This window comes from Burkholderia seminalis (assembly GCF_001718535.1).
GTDB classification, from domain to species: Bacteria; Pseudomonadota; Gammaproteobacteria; order Burkholderiales; family Burkholderiaceae; genus Burkholderia; species Burkholderia seminalis.
Genome location: NZ_CP013399.1, coordinates 347,940 through 365,483 on the forward strand (window position 1 = coordinate 347,940; position 17,544 = coordinate 365,483).

At 67.0% G+C, this 17,544-nt stretch carries 16 protein-coding genes; 7 read left to right on the forward strand and 9 right to left on the reverse strand.

The features are described from left to right. The first annotated feature begins 12 nt into the window (after positions 1–12). Both WJ12_RS17445 and WJ12_RS17450 read left to right on the forward strand, forming a co-directional pair. Complete coding sequence (locus WJ12_RS17445) at positions 13–2,184, forward strand: PA5441 family protein (protein ID WP_059561321.1); 2,172 nt, start codon at positions 13–15, stop codon at positions 2,182–2,184. 7 nt (positions 2,185–2,191) lie between these two features. Beyond that, positions 2,192–2,899, forward strand: coding sequence for a DUF3142 domain-containing protein (locus WJ12_RS17450; protein WP_034189556.1), 708 nt, complete (start codon positions 2,192–2,194; stop codon positions 2,897–2,899). A gap of 84 nt (positions 2,900–2,983) precedes the next feature. Here the strand turns inward: WJ12_RS17450 and WJ12_RS17455 are convergent, their stop codons facing one another. Then, the gene (locus tag WJ12_RS17455; RefSeq protein ID WP_059561324.1) at positions 2,984–3,634 is read right to left on the reverse strand and encodes a LysE family translocator; all 651 of its coding nucleotides are present in this window, start codon (positions 3,632–3,634) and stop codon (positions 2,984–2,986) included. Positions 3,635–3,798: 164 nt separating this feature from the next. On the opposite strand from WJ12_RS17455, the gene WJ12_RS17460 reads away from it, so the two are divergent. Then, positions 3,799–4,719, forward strand: a complete 921-nt coding sequence (locus tag WJ12_RS17460; RefSeq protein WP_059561327.1) for a LysR substrate-binding domain-containing protein — start codon at positions 3,799–3,801, stop codon at positions 4,717–4,719. A gap of 103 nt (positions 4,720–4,822) precedes the next feature. Here WJ12_RS17460 and WJ12_RS17465 read toward each other — a convergent pair whose 3' ends face one another. Beyond that, the gene (locus WJ12_RS17465; RefSeq protein WP_059561398.1) at positions 4,823–5,659 is read right to left on the reverse strand and encodes an alpha/beta fold hydrolase; all 837 of its coding nucleotides are present in this window, start codon (positions 5,657–5,659) and stop codon (positions 4,823–4,825) included. 153 nt (positions 5,660–5,812) lie between these two features. Further along, positions 5,813–6,646, reverse strand: coding sequence for an oxidoreductase (locus WJ12_RS17470; protein ID WP_069245752.1), 834 nt, complete (start codon positions 6,644–6,646; stop codon positions 5,813–5,815). Positions 6,647–6,740: 94 nt separating this feature from the next. Between WJ12_RS17470 and WJ12_RS17475 the strand changes: the two genes are divergently transcribed. After that, on the forward strand, positions 6,741–7,712 hold the full coding sequence (locus WJ12_RS17475) for an AraC family transcriptional regulator (RefSeq protein WP_034189552.1): 972 nt from the start codon (positions 6,741–6,743) through the stop codon (positions 7,710–7,712). Positions 7,713–7,743: 31 nt separating this feature from the next. On the opposite strand, the gene WJ12_RS17480 is transcribed toward WJ12_RS17475, so the two are convergent. Further along, positions 7,744–8,394, reverse strand: coding sequence for an NUDIX hydrolase (locus tag WJ12_RS17480; RefSeq protein ID WP_051701019.1), 651 nt, complete (start codon positions 8,392–8,394; stop codon positions 7,744–7,746). 392 nt (positions 8,395–8,786) lie between these two features. On the opposite strand from WJ12_RS17480, the gene WJ12_RS17485 reads away from it, so the two are divergent. Further along, complete coding sequence (locus tag WJ12_RS17485; protein ID WP_034189551.1) at positions 8,787–9,647, forward strand: PhzF family phenazine biosynthesis protein; 861 nt, start codon at positions 8,787–8,789, stop codon at positions 9,645–9,647. Between the two features lie 27 nt (positions 9,648–9,674). On the opposite strand, the gene WJ12_RS17490 is transcribed toward WJ12_RS17485, so the two are convergent. The 5 genes from WJ12_RS17490 to WJ12_RS17510 all read right to left on the reverse strand — a co-directional run bounded on the left by WJ12_RS17490 (position 9,675) and on the right by WJ12_RS17510 (position 14,050). Continuing rightward, a complete protein-coding gene (locus WJ12_RS17490) occupies positions 9,675–10,829 on the reverse strand; it encodes an aldose epimerase family protein (RefSeq protein WP_059561330.1) in 1,155 nt (384 codons plus the stop codon). Between the two features lie 255 nt (positions 10,830–11,084). Further along, positions 11,085–11,834, reverse strand: coding sequence for an amino acid ABC transporter ATP-binding protein (locus WJ12_RS17495; RefSeq protein WP_034189549.1), 750 nt, complete (start codon positions 11,832–11,834; stop codon positions 11,085–11,087). After that, positions 11,821–12,471: an amino acid ABC transporter permease gene (locus WJ12_RS17500; RefSeq protein WP_034189548.1), complete on the reverse strand. Its 651-nt coding sequence runs from the start codon at positions 12,469–12,471 to the stop codon at positions 11,821–11,823. Before WJ12_RS17500 ends, WJ12_RS17495 begins: the two co-directional genes overlap by 14 nt. Then, a complete protein-coding gene (locus tag WJ12_RS17505; protein ID WP_049036812.1) occupies positions 12,468–13,154 on the reverse strand; it encodes an amino acid ABC transporter permease in 687 nt (228 codons plus the stop codon). Before WJ12_RS17505 ends, WJ12_RS17500 begins: the two co-directional genes overlap by 4 nt. Before the next feature lie 89 nt (positions 13,155–13,243). Further along, positions 13,244–14,050: a transporter substrate-binding domain-containing protein gene (locus WJ12_RS17510; protein WP_034189546.1), complete on the reverse strand. Its 807-nt coding sequence runs from the start codon at positions 14,048–14,050 to the stop codon at positions 13,244–13,246. A 515-nt stretch (positions 14,051–14,565) separates the two neighbouring features. Between WJ12_RS17510 and ansP the strand changes: the two genes are divergently transcribed. Together ansP and WJ12_RS17520 are read left to right on the forward strand one after the other, a co-directional pair. Further along, positions 14,566–16,056, forward strand: a complete 1,491-nt coding sequence (gene ansP, locus WJ12_RS17515; protein WP_049036810.1) for an L-asparagine permease — start codon at positions 14,566–14,568, stop codon at positions 16,054–16,056. 67 nt (positions 16,057–16,123) lie between these two features. Continuing rightward, on the forward strand, positions 16,124–17,536 hold the full coding sequence (locus WJ12_RS17520) for a circularly permuted type 2 ATP-grasp protein (protein WP_069245753.1): 1,413 nt from the start codon (positions 16,124–16,126) through the stop codon (positions 17,534–17,536). Positions 17,537–17,544 lie beyond the last annotated feature (8 nt).

Below are 17,544 nucleotides of genomic sequence, written 5' to 3' on the forward strand. Positions count from 1 at the left end.
AGCACAAGAAAAATGCCAAGCAACCCATTGCTGCACCGAAACCTGTTCGCCGCGCTGGCGGCCAGCCTGCTCTGGATTCCGGCCGCCCACGCCAGCGGGGACGACGGCTGCTATGCGCCGACCACGCTCCGGCAATCCGGCTACTCGTGCGCCAACCTGCCGATGCTGAGCCCCGCCAACGACACGCGCGTCAACGCGATGCTGATGATGGTCGACAGCGCCAGGGTCGCGCAGGTGTTTCCGGACCCGAAGACCATCCCGGCGAAAGACCGGATCAACCAGATCATCGTGCCGTTCCCGATGGACTTCTCCGGATGGATCTATATCGGCCAGAAGGAACCGGAGAAAACCGGTGGCACGCCGGACGCCGATGCCTCGTCGAACCGGTATGCCGACGGCGAAGGCAGCATCTGCCGCAGCATGAACGCAGGCGCCGATGCGTTCAACGACGCACTGACCGGCGCCGGCGGCCTCCCCGCCGACGAAGCCGTGCGGCTGCGCACGGCACGCGCCGACATCGCGCAGAAGACCTGTGCCGCCGGCGGCGCGAGCGCCGCCTGGACGAAGCCGCCGGTCAAGTCGCCGCTCGGCCAGCAGTTCGCCGCGTACCTCGACGGCACGAACGCGTTCTACCGCGCCGACTTCCTCACCGCGACCCGGTCTTTCGCGCAGGCGTCGCACAGTGCGAACCCGTGGCTGAAGGAAACCGGCCTCTACATGGCCGGGCGCGCGCAGCTGAACGCCGCGCAGGCCAACGTGTTCGACAACGACAGCCCGACGCCGACGCGGGCGCGCGTGACGAAGGTGTCGCTCGACGCCGCGAATACGGTGTTTCGCACCTACCTGAAGGTGTATCCGCAGGGGCGCTACGCGGTGTCCGCGACGGGGCTGTTGCGACGGGTCGCGTGGCTCGGCGGGAACGTGACGCAGCAGGCCGATCTTTACGGCCACGCGCTCGCGCGCTGGTCGCCGGCGACGTCGAACGTGCCGCTGATGCAGCTGGCGAACGAACTCGACAGCAAGCTGCTGTTCGGACCGGATTTCGACGCACGCCAGATCCAGTCGCCGACCGTGCTCGCGACCGTCGACCTGATGCGCATGCGCGTGTCGGACAGCAGCGATTCGAGCAGCAGCAAGCCGATCACGCTGGACGAGTTGCAGGCGCAGAAGCCGCGCTTCGCGAACGCGCCCGTGCTGTACGACTATCTGCTCGCGACCTGGTACGTGCAGATCGGGCACAAGCCGGAAGCCGCGCTCGAACTGCTGCCGCAGACGCCCGCCGCGCCGCTCGACTACTTCGGCCTGAGCCAGCAGGCGCTGCGCGCGTTCGCGCTGGAAGACAGCGGCCAGAGCGACAAGGCACGCCAGCTGTGGCGCGACCTGATCCCGCTCGCGAAATTCCGCTTCCAGCGCGAAGCGCTCGAACTCGCGCTCGCGATCAACCTGGAGCAGGCCGGGCTCGTCAACGACGTGTTCGCCGACGATTCGCTCGTGCAGAACGTTGCGATTCGCGCGGTCCTGCTGAGGCGCGCGGCCAATGCGGACCTGCTGCGCGCACAGGCGCAAAACCCGGCGGCCGGCGCCGCGCTGCGCGACGCCGCGCTGTACACGCTGCTGTACAAGGAGCTCACGCGTTCGCACTACGCGGAGTTCATCGCCGATACCGCGCTGGTGTCGGGCACGCCGGCCGACCCGCTGAAGCCGTTCGTCGCGGCCGGCCCGCGGAAAGACGACGGCTACACGTGCCCGTCCGCGCGCGACATCGCGACGGTACTCCAGCAGAATCCCGCCGACGCGAAAGGGTTGAACTGTCTCGCCGATTTCGTGCGACTCAATCCGCTCGAGGCCAACCTCGAGGGCGATGCGTCGCCGTGGGCGCGTTACGCGCCGCCGTCGAGCACCCCGCGCACGGCGCCGCCGACCCTCGGCAACGCGCCGTCGCAGTTCGCCGGCAAGCCGTACGAGCGGATGTCGAGCTATGTGACGGTGATGGCCGATGCGCAGGCGAACCCGAACGACCGCGCCTACGCGTTCTACCGCGCGATCAAGTGCTATGCGCCGTCGGGCAGCAACGAATGCGGCGGCAAGGAAGTGCCGAAGAATACGCGCAAGCGCTGGTTCGATACGCTGAAGACCGCCTATCCGGGCAGCCCGTGGGCGCAGAAGCTCCGCTACTACTGGTGAGAGCCGCATGACGCGCATCGCGTGCGTCGCGCTGCTGCTGGCCGCGCGCGTCGCGCTGGGCGGCACCGTCGACGCCGCCCGGTACGACGCGTTCTGGCTGTGGGCGGGCGTGAAGCCGCAGGCGGTCGTGCGCGACGCGCGCACCGTCTACGTGCTGCAAGGGCAGATCGAGGCGGCGCCGCGCGACGAATCGCAAGTCCGCGTGATCGCGCAGGGCGTCGCGCTGCCGCCGGCGCCCCGCGCACGCGTGTGGCTCGTCTATCGTGCGCACACGCTGCGCTGGACGCCGCGCGTCACGCAGATCATGCTCGCGCAGCTCGAGCGCTGGCGCGCGTCGGGCCGCACGATCACCGGCATCCAGATCGACTTCGACGCGCGCACGCGCCATCTGCAGGATTACCTCGAATTCCTGCGGACGCTGCGCGCGAGCCTGCCCGCCGATTGCCGGCTGAGCATCACGGGGCTGCTCGACTGGAGCAGCCGCATCGATACCGACCAGGTCAACCAGCTCCGGGGCATCGTCGACGAAGTGGTCGTGCAGACCTACCAGGGGCGCAGCACGATTCGCGACTATGCGGACTACCTGCCGCGCGTCGCGCGGCTGCAGCTGCCGTTTCGCATCGGCGTGATCCAGGGCGGCGAGTGGGACGCGCCGCCGTACCTCGCGTCGAATCCGTGGTTTCGCGGCTACGTCGTGTTCCTGCGCAACGGCTAGCGGCAGGAACCGGGCCGGCCCGCGTGCCGCCGCTCCTCACGCGTGATCGCGAACGCGGCGCCGGTCACGTAGATCGCCGACGTCCTACGCGGCACGCGCGATCGTGCCGGCGAGCCCCGCAAGCGCGATCACGAGCAGCGCGAACGCCGATGCCGCGGTGATCCAGCGCTGCTTCCGGTGAAGCAGCGGATGATTGATCGCGGCCATGTAGCCGGTCAGGATCGTGAAATCGACCGCGATCCACAGCGCGGCCAGGATCGCCAGGCTCACGCGCGAATCCGGCGTGATCGCGACGAACTGCGGAAAGAACGCGACGAAGAACAGCAGGTCCTTCGGATTCGCGATGCCGACGAGAAAGCCGCGCACGACGCCTGGCAAGCCGCGCGACCGCGGTTCCCGTTGGGCGCGCGCGTCATCGTCGCCGCCGCGCATGCGGCCGGTGCGCCATTCGCCGAGCAAGCTGCGGATCGCCAGCACCGCAATGAACACGCAACCGATCATGTGCAGCCCGTCGAGCAGGCGATCGCTGACGAGCACGACGCCGAACACCATCAGCATCGCGCCCGCGATCATCACGAGGCTCGCGGCATTCGCGCCCACCGCGGTCAGCATGCCCTGGCGGAAACCGCGTCGCGCCACGGTGCCCGTCACGAGCATGACGACCGGGCCGGGCGTCGCGATGAGCAGCACGATCGCGGCAAGATAGGCGAACAGCAGCGGGTAATGGAGTGACATGACAAAAAGTTGTTCTACCGTTTGACGTGCGAGCCGGTCACGGTGGCATCATGGAAGCCGGGCATGCCGAATTTCGCCTTTCCTGGAGTATCACGCGTCCGGGACACTGACGAAAAGCGGAAAATCCTGCCGCATGACATGAGTTTTATTCATATTCGAAACCCATGAAGGCCAAACCGCTTCCCCCTGTCTACGCACTGCGCGCATTCGAAAGCGCCGCGCGCACCGGCTCGTTTACGCTGGCCGCCGAGGAACTGAGCCTGACGCAGAGCGCGGTCAGCAAGCACGTGAAGACGCTCGAGGCCTACTTCGGCCGGAAGCTGTTCGTCCGGCGCGGGCCGAAGATGACCGTGACGGCGGAAGCGCACATCCTCGCGTCGGGCTTGCGGCGCGGCTTCCGGCAGGTCGAGGAAGCGTGCATGCTGTTCCAGACGCAGCGCGACGTGCTGCGGCTCAAGGCGCCGTCGACGCTCACGATGCGCTGGCTGCTCGACGCACTCGCCGCGTTTCGCGCCACGCGGCCGGCCTTCGAAGTGCAGATCGCGAGCGTGTGGATGGATGTCGATACCGTCGATTTCTTCAGCGAATCCTACGATTGCGCGATCCTGCTCGGCGCCGGCAGGTTCGGCGAAAGCACGCATTGCGTGAAGCTGTTCGACGAGTGGCTGATTCCGGTGTGCTCGCGCGCGACCGCGACGGTCGCACGAGCGAACCCGTCCGCGTGCGAGCTGATCCACCCGTCGCCCGACCGGCGCGACTGGCGCCGCTGGCTCCAGGGCAGCGGCCACGCTCTGGACGTCGACATCACGCGCGGGCAGGTGTTCGACATGCTCGAACAGGGGATGGCGGCGGCGATCGCCGGCCACGGGATTTCGATCGGCGACCTCGCGCTGTGCGCGAAGGCGATCGACGAGAAGCAGCTCGTGCTGCCGTTCAAGACGGCCGTCGGCACCGGCGACGCGTACTACCTCGTCTGGCCGGAAGACTCCGGCAAGGCCGCGCAGGTGCGCGAACTGCATGCGTTTCTGGCCGCCCGGATGCCGCGCCTCGCGCATCCGGGCGTCCGCTTCAACGGGGTGGGCTGAAACGCGCGGCCGGCCATCGCGCCGCCCCGTTCAACGGGGGCGACGGATCGCCAGCCGCGCATCGCGACGCCGCCCGCCGCAGGCAGGCGTGCGCCGGACGTCGTTATGCCTGCACGAACGCCAGCAGGTCGGTGTTCAGGACGTCCGCATTGACCGTCAGCATTCCGTGCGAATAACCCGGGTAGGTTTTCAGCGTGCCGTTCTTCAGCAGCTTGACCGACTTCAGCGCGGCATCCGCGATCGGCACGATCTGGTCGTCTTCACCGTGCAGCACGAGCGTCGGGACGGAAATCGACTTCAGGTCGTCGGTCTGGTCCGTTTCCGAGAACGCCTTGATGCCGTCGTAGTGCGCCTTCGCGCTGCCTTCCATGCCCTGGCGCCACCAGTTGCGGATCACGCCCTGATGCACGGTTGCGCCTTCCCGGTTGAACCCGTAGAACGGGCCGCTCGGCACGTCGAGGAAGAACTGCGCGCGATTGTCGGCGAGCGCTTTCCGGAAACCGTCGAACACCTCGATCGGCAGGCCTTCGGGGTTCGATGCGGTTTTCAGCATCAGCGGCGGCACCGCGCTCACCAGCACGGCCTTCGCGACCCGGCCGGCCGGCTCGCCGTGCTTCGCGACATAGCGCGCGACTTCGCCGCCGCCGGTCGAATGACCGATATGCACCGCATTGCGCAGGTCGAGCGCCTCGACGACCGCGAAGGCATCCGCGGCGTAATGATCCATGTCGTGGCCGTCCGAGACCTGCGCCGAGCGGCCATGGCCGCGCCGGTCGTGCGCGATCACGCGATAGCCCTTCTGCACGAAGAAGAGCAACTGCGCATCCCAGTCATCGCTGGACAACGGCCAGCCATGGTGGAACACGATGGGCTGCGCATCCTTCGGGCCCCAGTCCTTGTAAAAGATCTCGACGTGATCCTTCGTGGTGACGTATGGCATCGCGATGACTCCTGTGAGGTGAATGAACGTGGCGCACTGGCCGACGACCATTATCGGGGATTATTGTGAAACCCGATTCGACGGTGACATGCCCGGGCCAATCATCCGCCCGCAGGAAGCGAACGCGCGGTTTTGCCCCGCGCACCGCGCGCGTCAGCCGTCCGTCGAGACCGTCACGGCCTCCCACGCGCGGATTTCGTCGTCCAGCGCCGACAGCTTGTTGCGCACCAGCCGCAGCGCATCGCTGCCGAGCAACAAATGCGCGGGCGGGTGGTCGGCGGCGATGACGGCGAGCATCGCCCGCGCGGCCTTCGCGGGATCGCCCAACTGCTTGCCGCTCTTTTCCTCGCGCGCCTGGCGGATCGGGTCGAACAGCGCGTCGTAGTCGGCGATCGAGCGCGGCGTGCGCGCCATCGAGCGGCCGGCCCAGTCGGTGCGGAACGATCCCGGCGCCACGGCCGTCACCGCGATGCCGAACGGCTCGAGTTCCTTGCCGAGCGATTCGGAAATGCCTTCCAGCGCAAATTTGCTGCCGCAGTAGTAGGCGATGCCCGGCATCGTGATGTGGCCGCCCATCGACGTGATGTTCAGGATGCGGCCGCGCCGGCGTTCGCGCATGAACGGCACGACCGCCTTCATCATCGCGACGGCGCCGAACACGTTGACGTCGAACTGCCGGCGCATCTCCGCGAGCGGCGCTTCTTCCATGATCCCTTCGTGCCCATAGCCCGCGTTGTTCACCAGCACGTCGACGGGCCCGACGTTCGCCTCGATGTCCGCGACGACGCCGTCGATGCGATCGAAGTCGGTCACGTCGAGCACGTGGGCGACCGCCGCGTGCGCGGACAGCGCGTCGAATTCCCGTGCCGCCTGCGCGCTGCGCACGGTGCCGACCACCGTGTGACCGGCCGCCAGCGCCTCCTGCGCCAGCGCGCGACCGAATCCGCTGCTGACGCCCGTGATGAGCATGATGTTGCCGGATGCCATGTGTGCTTCTCCCGAATGTCGATTGAAGCATGCATACTAGTCTGACGATCGATGTCGATTAAGCCAGATTCCGCTGATTTTCTTGCACAAAACTATGAGCGACGCCCCAACCTCCGCCCGATATCCGTCGCTGTCGCCGCGCGACCGGAAACGCCTGGTGACGCTGCTGCGCACGCTGGCGCCCGACGAAGGCTACAACCTGACGGCGCTGCCGAGCGTGCGCATCCTGCGCTCGAACCGCGCGCTGTCGCGCACGCCGGTGCTGTACGACCCCGGCATCGTGATCGTGTGCCAGGGCTCCAAGTGCGGCTACTTCGGCGGCGAGCGCTATCTGTACGACGAACACCATTACCTGGCCGTGTCGGTGCCCGTCCCGTTCAGCATGGAAACCGACGCCACGCCCGAGCGCCCGCTGCTCGCGCTGTACCTGCACCTCGATTTCACGCTGGCCGCCGAACTCGCCGCGCAGATCGACCGCGAAGGCAGCGCGGAACCCGTGCACGCACCGAGAAGCATGATGTCGACGCCGATGGACGAAGCGATGCACGCGTCGGTGCTGCGTTTCGTCGAGGCAATGCACCGGCCGCTCGACGCCGCGATACTCGGCCCGGCGCTGCTGCGCGAACTGTATTTCCGCGTGCTCACCGGCGCCCAGGGCAGCGCGATGCGCAGCGCGCTGGCGATGCGCGGACAGTTCGGCCGGATCGGGCGGTCGTTACGCGTGATCCATGCCGACTACGCGCAGCCGCTCGACGTGTCGCGACTGGCCGACGCGGCCGGCATGAGCGTGCCGAGTTTTCACAGTCACTTCAAGGCGATCACGCAGGTGTCGCCGATGCAATACCTGAAGTCGACGCGCCTGCATCAGGCGCGCCTGTTGATGGTGCGTCAGGACCTGACGGCGGAGGCCGCCGGTTATGCGGTCGGTTATACGAGCCCGTCGCAGTTCAGCCGGGAATTCAAGCGTCTGTTCGGCCTGACGCCGGCGCAGGAGACGCGGCGCATGCGCGACAGCTTCGCGATTCCGGATGCATTCGACGATGCGGTGTTCGTGTCGTCGCATTGATCGACACCGGAACCCGGCGCGACGCAGGCGCTCATCGATCGGCGTCGAGCACCAGGCCGGCCAGCGACTTCAGGATGAACGCGGTCACGCCCCAGATGTCCTGCGGCTGATCGGCCCAGTACCAGCCGCCCGCGCGTTCGCCGTCGACGTATTGCCGCGGCAGCGCCGGATTCAGCAGCGCGGAAAACGGAAACTCGAAGATTGCCTCGACTTCGGCCGGCGCGGCTTCCCAGGCGGCGGCTTCCGGCACGATGCCGACCACCGGAAAAATCGCGTGACGACGCTTTCGGGTTCGATGGATCGGCATGCATCCGACCACCTGCACCGCGCCGGGATCGAGGGCGATTTCCTCGAACGCCTCGCGCAGCGCCGTCGCGCCGATACCGGCATCGGACGCCGCCGGACGCCCGCCCGGAAAGCTCACGTGCGACGCGTATTCGCTGAGTCCCGACGACCGCTTGGTGAGCAGGATCGTCGGCTCGCGCCGCGCGACGATCGGGACCAGCACGGCGGACAATTTCCACTGGCCGTCGTCGCCCGCCAGATATTGCGCTGCCGTGGGCCAGTCCGTGTCGGCGGGAATCCCGAAGCCCTTTACGCCACGCACGATCTTTTCCAGAACGGCCTGCGGTGAAGCGGCCCGCGCTTTCTCCGCATTCCGGGCGCTTCCGTCGGATGCCATGTCTTCCTCCCGCATGGTTGAACCTGCAAGCGCTGGGCGACGCTAAACCCGACAGGTGCTGCAAAGGCAAGGCGTCGTTGTCGTAAAAACGATGAACCCGGGTCCGGATGCGATCAAAAAAGGCACGCGCCTCGCGCGCGACTGCCTGCTTCCACGCAAGAAATTCTCGCCATCGTGGCAGGGGGTGGAATACCCGTGCCGGTTCGTCGTCGATGCATCGGAGACACCCGATGATGCATGAAAAACGGATCGCGGGTGCGCCGCGCCGCGCCTCGCCGCTTGCGGGCACAATGGCATACCGCACGGCCATTCCGTGCGTCGATCACGCCGGTACCCACGGCCGGTTCATCCGGTTTCGAAGCCGGATAAGCGCCCCCTCACGCGAGATTCACATGACGCCGTATGCCTTTCGCCTGTTGAATGTCTTCGCCGAATCGACGTTCGGCGGCAACCCGCTTTGCGTGTTCGACGACGCACGCGGCATGGACGACGCGACCATGCAGGCGCTGGCCGTGCAGTTCAACCTGTCGGAGACGACCTTCGTGCTGCCGTCGGCGCGTGCGCATGCGCATGTCCGCGTCTTCACGCCGGGCTACGAGATGGCTTTCGCGGGCCACCCGACGCTCGGCACCGCGCACGTCGTGCGCGACCTGCGCAAGACCGGCGATACGCTCGCACTCGAATTCAAGGCGGGCATCGTCGACGTCCACGCGCGCGACGACGTCTGGACCTTCACCGCGCCGCATGCGGGCATGCCGAACACGGCGCCGTGCGAGCTGTCCGATGCGCAGACGGCAGCGCTGCTGGGGCTCGCCGAGGACGACCTGCTCGCGCCGCCGAAGTGGATCGACACCGGCACCGATCAACTGCTGGTCGCGCTCAGGGATCCCGCCGCCGTGCGGCGCGCGCAGCCCGACAGCGCCTGCCTGGACATCTGGCCTCGCAGCAGGCTCGGGCGCAGGACCGCATACGTGTTCGCGTTCGACGCCGAGCGCCCGGGGACGGTCGTGTCGCGCTACTTCTTCGTGAAACAGGGCGGCGGCGTGTCGGAAGATCCGGGCACCGGGTCGGCCTGTGCGAATCTCGGCGGCTGGTTGCTTGCCGCCGGACACGATCTGCCCGCCGCGTTTCTGGTCGAACAGGGCGACGCCGTCGGCCGGCCTTGCCGGCTGCGGCTGTCGATCGGCGCAACGGGCGACATAGGCGTCGGCGGACGCGTGATCGAAATCGGCCGCGGCGTCGTCAACCTATGACGCACGCGCGCCGGGCGTCGCCTTCGTTCATCGTGCCCCTACCCGCCACACCGTCACTTCGTGCAGCGTCTCGCCCGGCTTGAGTACCGTCGTCGGGAACGCCGGATGGTTCGGCGAGTCGGGAAAATGCTCGGCTTCCAGCGCGAACGCATCGGTTTGCCGGTAAAGCGTTCCGCCCTTGCCCGCGACGCTGCCGTTCAACCCGTTGGACGTGTAGAACTGCAGCCCCGGCTGGGTCGTGTACAACTCGAGGAAACGCCCCGACGCCGGGTCGTAAGCGCGCGCGGCAAACGCCGGTGCCGGCTGGCCGCCCTGGTCGAGCACCCAGTTCTGGTCGTAGCCGTGCGCGATCATGAGCTGCGGATCCGCGTCGCGCAGACGCGCGCCGATCGGCGTCAACTGGCGCAGGTCCATCGGCGTGCCCGCGACGCTCGCCAGTTGCCCGGTCGGAATCGACGTGGCGTCGGTCGGCGTGAAGCGCGATGCGGCGATCTCGATCAGTTGCCGCTCGACGCTGCCGCCGGCCTGTCCCGCCAGGTTGAAGTAGCTGTGGTTGGTCAGGTTGACGACCGTGTCCTTGTCGGTCGTTGCGCGATAGTCGATGCGAATGACGTTGTCGGGCGTCAATGTGTAGGTCACGTCCGTCGTCAACGTACCGGGGAAACCGTTCTCGCCGTCGGGGCTCACGTAGCGCAGCGTGACGCTCGAACCGTCCGCGTCGCTCCGCGTACCGGCGACCGTCCACACCTTCGCGTCGAAACTGTCGGGGCCGCCGTGCAGCGTGTTCGGCCCGTCGTTGACCGGCAGCTTCCACGTGCCGCCGCCGAGCGCGAAACGCCCGCCGGCAATCCGGTTCGCATAACGGCCGATCAGTGCGCCGAAATGGATGTTGCCGTTGTGGGCCTCGTAATCGCGCAGCGAATCGAAGCCGAGCACGATGTCGGCGACGTGACCCGACCGGTCCGGCACGTCGAGCGCGGTCACGATGCCGCCGTACGTGATGATCTTCAACGTCACGCCGCGCGGGTTCGCGAGCGTGTACTGGGCCACCGGCTGCCTGGCGGCGGTCTTTCCGTAATCGGCGCGGTGGATCGATACGTCGGGCGCCGCCGAGGCGATACCGGCATGGAACCCGATCGTTGCGACCGCACAGATCGCGATCAGCGGGTGTGGTCGTTTCATGGAAGCCTCCGAAGCGTTGCGACGGGCGGCTGCGCGCAAGCTGCGTGCCCGCACGCCGCCGGGCGACAGGCGGAACCGGTCTCGTCTCGGGGATCCGAACACGGCGCCGCGCCATCGCACGCGCATGATCGCACGGAAGCGCATCGATACGGCGGCACGTCCGGCTCGCACGCACCGGATACGGCGCGGCGCACGGCAGGCTGAAACGTCGGTGTCGAGCCGGCGCCGATGTCCGCACCGCTCAGGAGTAGCCGGTCAGCGCGCCACCGCTTCCGTATTCCGGACGCTGCCCAGAAACCGCGTCAGCTCCACCGTCTGCGGCCGCTCGAAGATCTCTTCGGCCGTCCCGGTTTCCCACACCCGGCCCTGGTGCATGAACACGATCCGGTCGCTCACCGCGCGCGCGAAGTTCATCTCGTGCGTGACCATGATCAGCGTCATGTCCTCGCGCGCGAGTTGCTCGACGACACCCAGCACCTCGCCGACGAGCTCGGGATCGAGCGCGGACGTGATCTCGTCGCACAGCAGCACGCTCGGTTTCATCGCGAGCGCCCGCGCGATCGCCACGCGCTGCTGCTGGCCACCCGACAGCTGTTCCGGAAACGCGTCGAACTTGTCGCCAAGGCCGACGCGCTCGAGCATCAATTCCGCGATCGCGCGCGCCTGCTGGCGATGCGCCTTCTTCACGACCGATTGCGCGAGCATCACGTTCTGTCCGGCGCTCAGGTGCGGAAACAGGTTGTACTGCTGGAACACCATCCCGACCTTGAGCCGCAGCGCGCGCAGGTCGGCGTGCCGCGCATCGACACGCTCGCCGTCGACCGAGATCGTGCCCGCGTCGATGCTCTCGAGCCCGTTGAGCGTGCGCAGCAGCGTGCTCTTGCCGGAGCCGCTGCGGCCGATGATCGAGACGACCTGCCCGCGCTCGACGGAGAAATCGATGCCCTTGAGCACATGATGGGTACCGAAGTTCTTTTCGAGACCACGGGTTTCAACGAGCGACATGCCATCTCCTTTGCAACGTGCGCGCATAACGGGTAAGCGGGTAACAGAGCGCGAAATAGATCAGCGCGACGAGCCCGTACACGACGAACGGCCGGAACGTCGCGTTCGAGATCGCGATGCCGACCTTGGTCAGCTCGGTGAAGCCGATGATCGACACCAGCGCCGTATCCTTCACGGCCTGCACGCCGAAGCCGACCGTCGGCGCGATCGCGATGCGTGCGGCCTGCGGAAGGATCACGTGACGCAACTGCTCGACATAACTCATGGCCAGGCTCGCCGAGGCCTCCCACTGCCCTTTCGGCACCGCCTCGACGCAGCCGCGCCAGATTTCGGCGAGATACGCACTGGTGAAGAACGTGAGCCCGGCCGTGGCCGCGACCCACGGCGGCACGTCGAGCCCGACGAGCGGCAGGCCGAAGAACACGATGAACAGCTGCATCAGCAACGGGGTGCCCTGGAATACCTCGATGTACAGCTTCGCACCGCCACGCAACACCGGCGAACCCGACACGCGCATCACGAGCACCCCGAGGCCGACCAGGCCGCCGGACAGGAACGACACGATCGACAGCACGATCGTCCAGCGCGCGGCCAGCAGCAGGTTGGCGAGAATCTGCCCGAACGTGAAATCGATCATCGCGCACCTCGCACACGACGGGAGAACAGGCGGCGCCCCATCGAACCGAGCGCGCCGCGCAGCAGCAGCGCCATCGCCAGGTACGCGAGCGTGATGACGAAATACGTCTCGAATGCGCGGAAGTTGCGCGATTGAATGTAGCCCGCCGCATAGGTCAGGTCGGCCACCGAGACCTGCGACACGACCGCCGAACCGAGCATCGTGATCACGATCTGGCTCGAGAGCGCGGGAAACACCTTGGCGAGCGCCTGCGGCAGCACGACGTGGCGCAGCATCTGCGCGCGCGACATCGCAAGCGCGGACGCCGCCTCGAGATGCCCGTTCGGGACGGCGGCGACGCCCGCGCGCACGATCTCGACCGAGTACGCGCCAAGATTGAGCGTCATCGCGAGAATCGCGGCCGTGTATTCGTCGATGTGCACGCCGAGCGCGGGCAATCCGAAGAAGATGAAGAACAGCTGGACGACGAACGGCGTATTGCGGATCGCCTCGACGTACGCGCCGATCAGCGGGCGCAGCCGCACGACCACCGGCGCGTCGACGCTGTACGCGGCCGCACCGAGCACGCCGATCGCCACGCCGAGCACGGTCGCGACCGCGGTCAGCGCGAGCGTGATCGCCGCGCCGCTCGCGAACACGCCGGCGTATTCGGCGAGATCGCCGAATTGAAGCTGGTAGCTCATGACGATTGAGTAAGTTCAGGTTCGGACAACGACACCCGCCGCGCCGGCGGCGCCGGCCGCGGCGGTGTATCAGGCAACACGGCGATCCGTCACAGCCCCGCCGGCAACGGCTGGCCGAGCCATTTCCGCGACATCGCGCCCAGCGTGCCGTCCTGCTTCGCATGCGTGATCGCATCGTCGATCTTCGCGAGCAGGCGCGGCTCGTTCTTGTTGACGCCGACGAAGCACGGCGAATTCTTGATCACGAACTTGACCTCGGGCCGGCGCGGCGGATTCTTCGCGAGAATGGCCGCCGCGACGATGTTGCCGGCGGCGATCAGCTGCACTTGCCCCGACAGGAACGCCTGGATCGTCGCGTTGTTGTCCTCGAAGCGCTTGATCGTCGCGTTCGGCGCAAGCTGCGTCAGCGCGATCTCCTCGAGCGCGCCGCGCGTGGCGCCGACCGTCTTGCCGGTCAGGTCGGCGGGCCCGCTCACCTTCACGTCAGCCGGCCCGAACACGCCCTGGAAGTACGGCGCGTACGCGGTCGAGAAGTCGATGACCTTCTCGCGCTCGGGCGTCTTGCCGAGCGACGAGATCACCATGTCGACCTTGTTGGTCGTCAGGTACGGAATCCGGTTCGCGCTGTTCACGGGCACCAGCTTCAGCTTCACGCCGAGCGATTTGGCGAGCAGCTCGGCCATGTCGATGTCGTAGCCCTGCGGCTGCATGTCCGTGCCGACCGAGCCGAACGGCGGATAGTCTTCGGGCACCGCCACGCGCAGTGCGCCGTTTTTCGCGATGGTGTCGAGCGCGTCGGCATGTGCCGGTGCAGCGGCGAACAGCGCCATCACGGGTGCGGCGATCAGCGCAGCCAGCCAGGTGCGTCGGGGGAACGGTCGAGTCGTCGGGCTCACGGTGAATCTTCCTTGTCTGGTATGTCGTCGGGCAGCGCGCAACCGTTGCGCGGCCGATGCAACTCCAGCAAAAACCGGGCCATTGCCGTGAAACGCTTGCCGTGCCGGCACGAGCGGGAAATGCCGGCAACCCGCATTCCTCATTTCGGTGCATGAGTCGGCATCGGCGACAGCCGTTGCCCCCGCAGTGCGCGCGGGCGCACCAAATTACCTAACCGGTTCATCCGGGAAACACGACCGCCGTGCATGCGCGGTGCCGGCCGGCGCGTTTTGCGGCGCGATCGTCGTGGCCCATATGCACGGATTCGAACAGGTTCAGTCCAAATTTGCATTCCGTTTGTGACGGGAATTACGGCCGAATACGTTCGCGACATACCGTGCGTTTCGCCGCGATCGGCAAATCGCAAGCAGGACGGGCGCGCCTGATTCCGCGCCCGGGTTCTCCGGTACGAGTCGTTCCCGATCGTCCCGCGATCGGGACGAATGCAATCACTTCAGAGCACGAGGACGCAATCATGGCATCGCTTCCGGAACCGTCGACAACGGGCGAAACCAACAAACGCAGCTGGCTCGAATCGCACGAAGCCGGCTATCACAAGACCCTCGGCAATCGACAGGTACAGATGATCGCGATCGGCGGGGCCATCGGCACCGGTCTGTTCCTCGGCGCCGGCGGCCGCCTGCAGGCCGCCGGACCGTCGCTCGCGATCGTCTACCTGGTATGCGGCGCGTTTTCGTTCCTGATCCTGCGCGCGCTCGGCGAACTCGTGATGCATCGCCCCAGCAGCGGCAGCTTCGTGTCGTACGCGCGCGAATTCCTCGGCGAAAAGGCGTCGTTCGTCGCAGGCTGGATGTACTTCCTCAACTGGGCGATGACCGGCATCGTCGACATCACCGCCGTCGCGCTGTACATGCATTACTGGGCGCCGTTCGCGGCCGTGCCGCAGTGGATCTTCGCGCTCGTCGCGCTCTGCATCGTCGCGACGATGAACCTGATCGGCGTGAAGTGGTTCGCCGAGATGGAGTTCTGGTTCGCGCTGATCAAGGTCGCCGCGATCGTATTGTTTCTCGCGATCGGCTCCGTGCTCCTCGGCACGGGCGTGCCGGTGGCCGGCCACGACACCGGCATGCATCTGATCACCGACAACGGCGGGTTCTTTCCGCACGGGCTGATGCCGGCGCTGGTGCTGGTGCAGGGCGTGGTGTTCGCGTTCGCGGGCGTCGAACTGGTCGGCACGGCGGCCGGCGAATGCAAGGATGCGCGCAAGGTGCTGCCGCGCGCGATCAACAACGTGATCTGGCGCATCGCGATCTTCTACGTCGCATCGGTCGTTCTGCTGGTCTGCCTGCTGCCGTGGAGTGCGTACAAGGCGGGCCAGAGCCCGTTCGTCACGTTCTTCGGCGCGCTCGGCGTGCCGGGCATCGGCTCGGTGATGAACCTGGTGGTGCTGACGGCGGCGCTGTCGAGCCTCAACTCGGGCCTCTATTCGACCGGGCGCGTGTTGCGTTCGCTGTCGATGGGCGGCTCGGCCCCCGCATTCCTCGGACGAATGAGCGCGCAATCCGTGCCGTACGCGGGCATTCTGGTGACCGTCGCAATCTATGTGGTTGGCGTCCTGCTCAACTATCTCGTGCCGTCGAACGTGTTCGAGATCGTCCTGAACATCGCGTCGCTCGGCATCATCAGCACGTGGGGCTTCATCGTCGTGTGCCAGATGAAGTTCCGCGCCGCGGTCAGGCGCGGCGAGGTGGACGACGTGTCGTTCAGGATGCCCGGCGCGCCCGTGACGTCGTGGCTCACGCTGCTGTTCCTGCTCGGCGTGCTGGTGTTGATGGCATTCGACTATCCGAACGGCACCTGGACGATCGCCTCGATCCCGCTGGTCGCGCTGCTGCTCGTGGCCGGCTGGAAATGGCTGAGCAGCCGCGCACGCCGCGGGTTGCTCAAACCGACCATCCCGTCGGTCACGCTGACCCAGCAAGTACTCGAAAAAGGCAACGACTGAGCCGACGCGCAATTGGCGGACGGCCTGAGGCCGACGCAGGCCGCCTCGCAGAACAAGAGACAATTCAATGGCACCGTTTGACGAAATGCTTGCGGGCGATCAGGTTCGCCCGCCCTACTCGCGAGTCAAGGCATGGCTCGACACGCAGAATCCCGCGAGCCTCGCCCAGAAAGCCCACGACGCGGAAGGCGTGTTCCGCAAGACGGGCATCACGTTCGCCGTCTACGGCGACGCGGAGGCCGCCGAGCGGCTGATTCCGTTCGACATCGTCCCGCGCATCATCTCGGGCGCCGAATGGAGCCGCCTCTCGCTCGGCATCGAGCAGCGCGTGATGGCGCTGAACGCCTTCCTCGACGACATCTACCACCGCCAGGAAATCGTGCGCGCGGGCATCGTGCCCAAGCACCTGATCGCGCACAACGAGGCGTTCATCCCGGAGATGATCGACTTCCGGCCGCCCGGCAACGTGTACACGCACATCATCGGCGTCGACATCGTGCGCACCGCCGAGAACCAGTTCTACGTGCTGGAGGACAACGCGCGCACGCCCTCCGGCGTGTCCTACATGCTGGAAAACCGCGAGACCATGATGCAGCTCTTCCCGGAGCTGTTCCAGCAGGTGAAGGTGCGCCCGGTCGAGACCTATCCGCAGATGCTGCGCCAGTCGCTCGCCGCGGTGTGCCCGCCGGGCGGCAACGCCGACAACCCGACCGTCGCCGTGCTCACGCCCGGCATCCACAATTCCGCGTACTACGAACACTCGTTCCTCGCCGACCAGATGGGCGTGCACCTCGTCGAGGGCAGCGACCTGCAGGTGATCGACGGCCGCGTCGCGATGCGCACGACCGAGGGCTTCCAGCCGATCGACGTGCTGTACCGCCGCGTCGACGACGCCTTCCTCGATCCGCTCACGTTTCGCCCCGATTCGGTGCTCGGCGTGGCGGGGATCATGGACGTGTACCGCGCCGGCAACATCACGATCGCGAACGCGCCGGGCACCGGCATCGCCGACGACAAGGCGATCTACTCGTACATGCCGGAGATCGTCGAGTTCTACACGGGGCGCAAGGCGCTGCTGGAGAACGTGCCGACCTGGCGCTGCGGCGAGGCCGACAGCCTGAAGTACGTGCTCGAGCATCTCGACGAACTGGTCGTGAAGGAAGTGCACGGCTCGGGCGGCTACGGGATGCTGGTCGGCCCGTGCGCGTCGAAGGCCGAGCTCGAGGCGTTTTCCGCGAAGCTGCGCGCGCGTCCGGCGAACTACATCGCGCAGCCGACGCTCGCGCTGTCCACGACGCCGATCCTCACCGACGCCGGCCTCGCGCCGCGCCACGTCGACCTGCGGCCGTTCGTGCTGGTGTCAGACCGGATCCGCATCACGCCGGGCGGGCTCACGCGCGTGGCGCTGAAGGAGGGATCGCTGGTCGTCAACTCGAGCCAGGGCGGCGGCACCAAGGACACCTGGGTGCTGGCCGACTGAGCCGGATG

Coding starts and splice junctions, on each gene's coding strand:
- WJ12_RS17520 (WP_069245753.1), top strand. CDS start 16,124: ATGGCACCGTTTGACGAAATGCTTGCGGGCGATCAGGTTCGCCCGCCC.
- WJ12_RS17475 (WP_034189552.1), top strand. CDS start 6,741: ATGAGCGACGCCCCAACCTCCGCCCGATATCCGTCGCTGTCGCCGCGC.
- ansP (WP_049036810.1), top strand. CDS start 14,566: ATGGCATCGCTTCCGGAACCGTCGACAACGGGCGAAACCAACAAACGC.
- WJ12_RS17445 (WP_059561321.1), top strand. CDS start 13: ATGCCAAGCAACCCATTGCTGCACCGAAACCTGTTCGCCGCGCTGGCG.
- WJ12_RS17450 (WP_034189556.1), top strand. CDS start 2,192: ATGACGCGCATCGCGTGCGTCGCGCTGCTGCTGGCCGCGCGCGTCGCG.
- WJ12_RS17455 (WP_059561324.1), bottom strand. CDS start 3,634: ATGTCACTCCATTACCCGCTGCTGTTCGCCTATCTTGCCGCGATCGTG.
- WJ12_RS17500 (WP_034189548.1), bottom strand. CDS start 12,471: ATGATCGATTTCACGTTCGGGCAGATTCTCGCCAACCTGCTGCTGGCC.
- WJ12_RS17485 (WP_034189551.1), top strand. CDS start 8,787: ATGACGCCGTATGCCTTTCGCCTGTTGAATGTCTTCGCCGAATCGACG.
- WJ12_RS17490 (WP_059561330.1), bottom strand. CDS start 10,829: ATGAAACGACCACACCCGCTGATCGCGATCTGTGCGGTCGCAACGATC.
- WJ12_RS17470 (WP_069245752.1), bottom strand. CDS start 6,646: ATGGCATCCGGCAACATCATGCTCATCACGGGCGTCAGCAGCGGATTC.
- WJ12_RS17465 (WP_059561398.1), bottom strand. CDS start 5,659: ATGCCATACGTCACCACGAAGGATCACGTCGAGATCTTTTACAAGGAC.
- WJ12_RS17460 (WP_059561327.1), top strand. CDS start 3,799: ATGAAGGCCAAACCGCTTCCCCCTGTCTACGCACTGCGCGCATTCGAA.
- WJ12_RS17495 (WP_034189549.1), bottom strand. CDS start 11,834: ATGTCGCTCGTTGAAACCCGTGGTCTCGAAAAGAACTTCGGTACCCAT.
- WJ12_RS17505 (WP_049036812.1), bottom strand. CDS start 13,154: ATGAGCTACCAGCTTCAATTCGGCGATCTCGCCGAATACGCCGGCGTG.
- WJ12_RS17480 (WP_051701019.1), bottom strand. CDS start 8,394: ATGGCATCCGACGGAAGCGCCCGGAATGCGGAGAAAGCGCGGGCCGCT.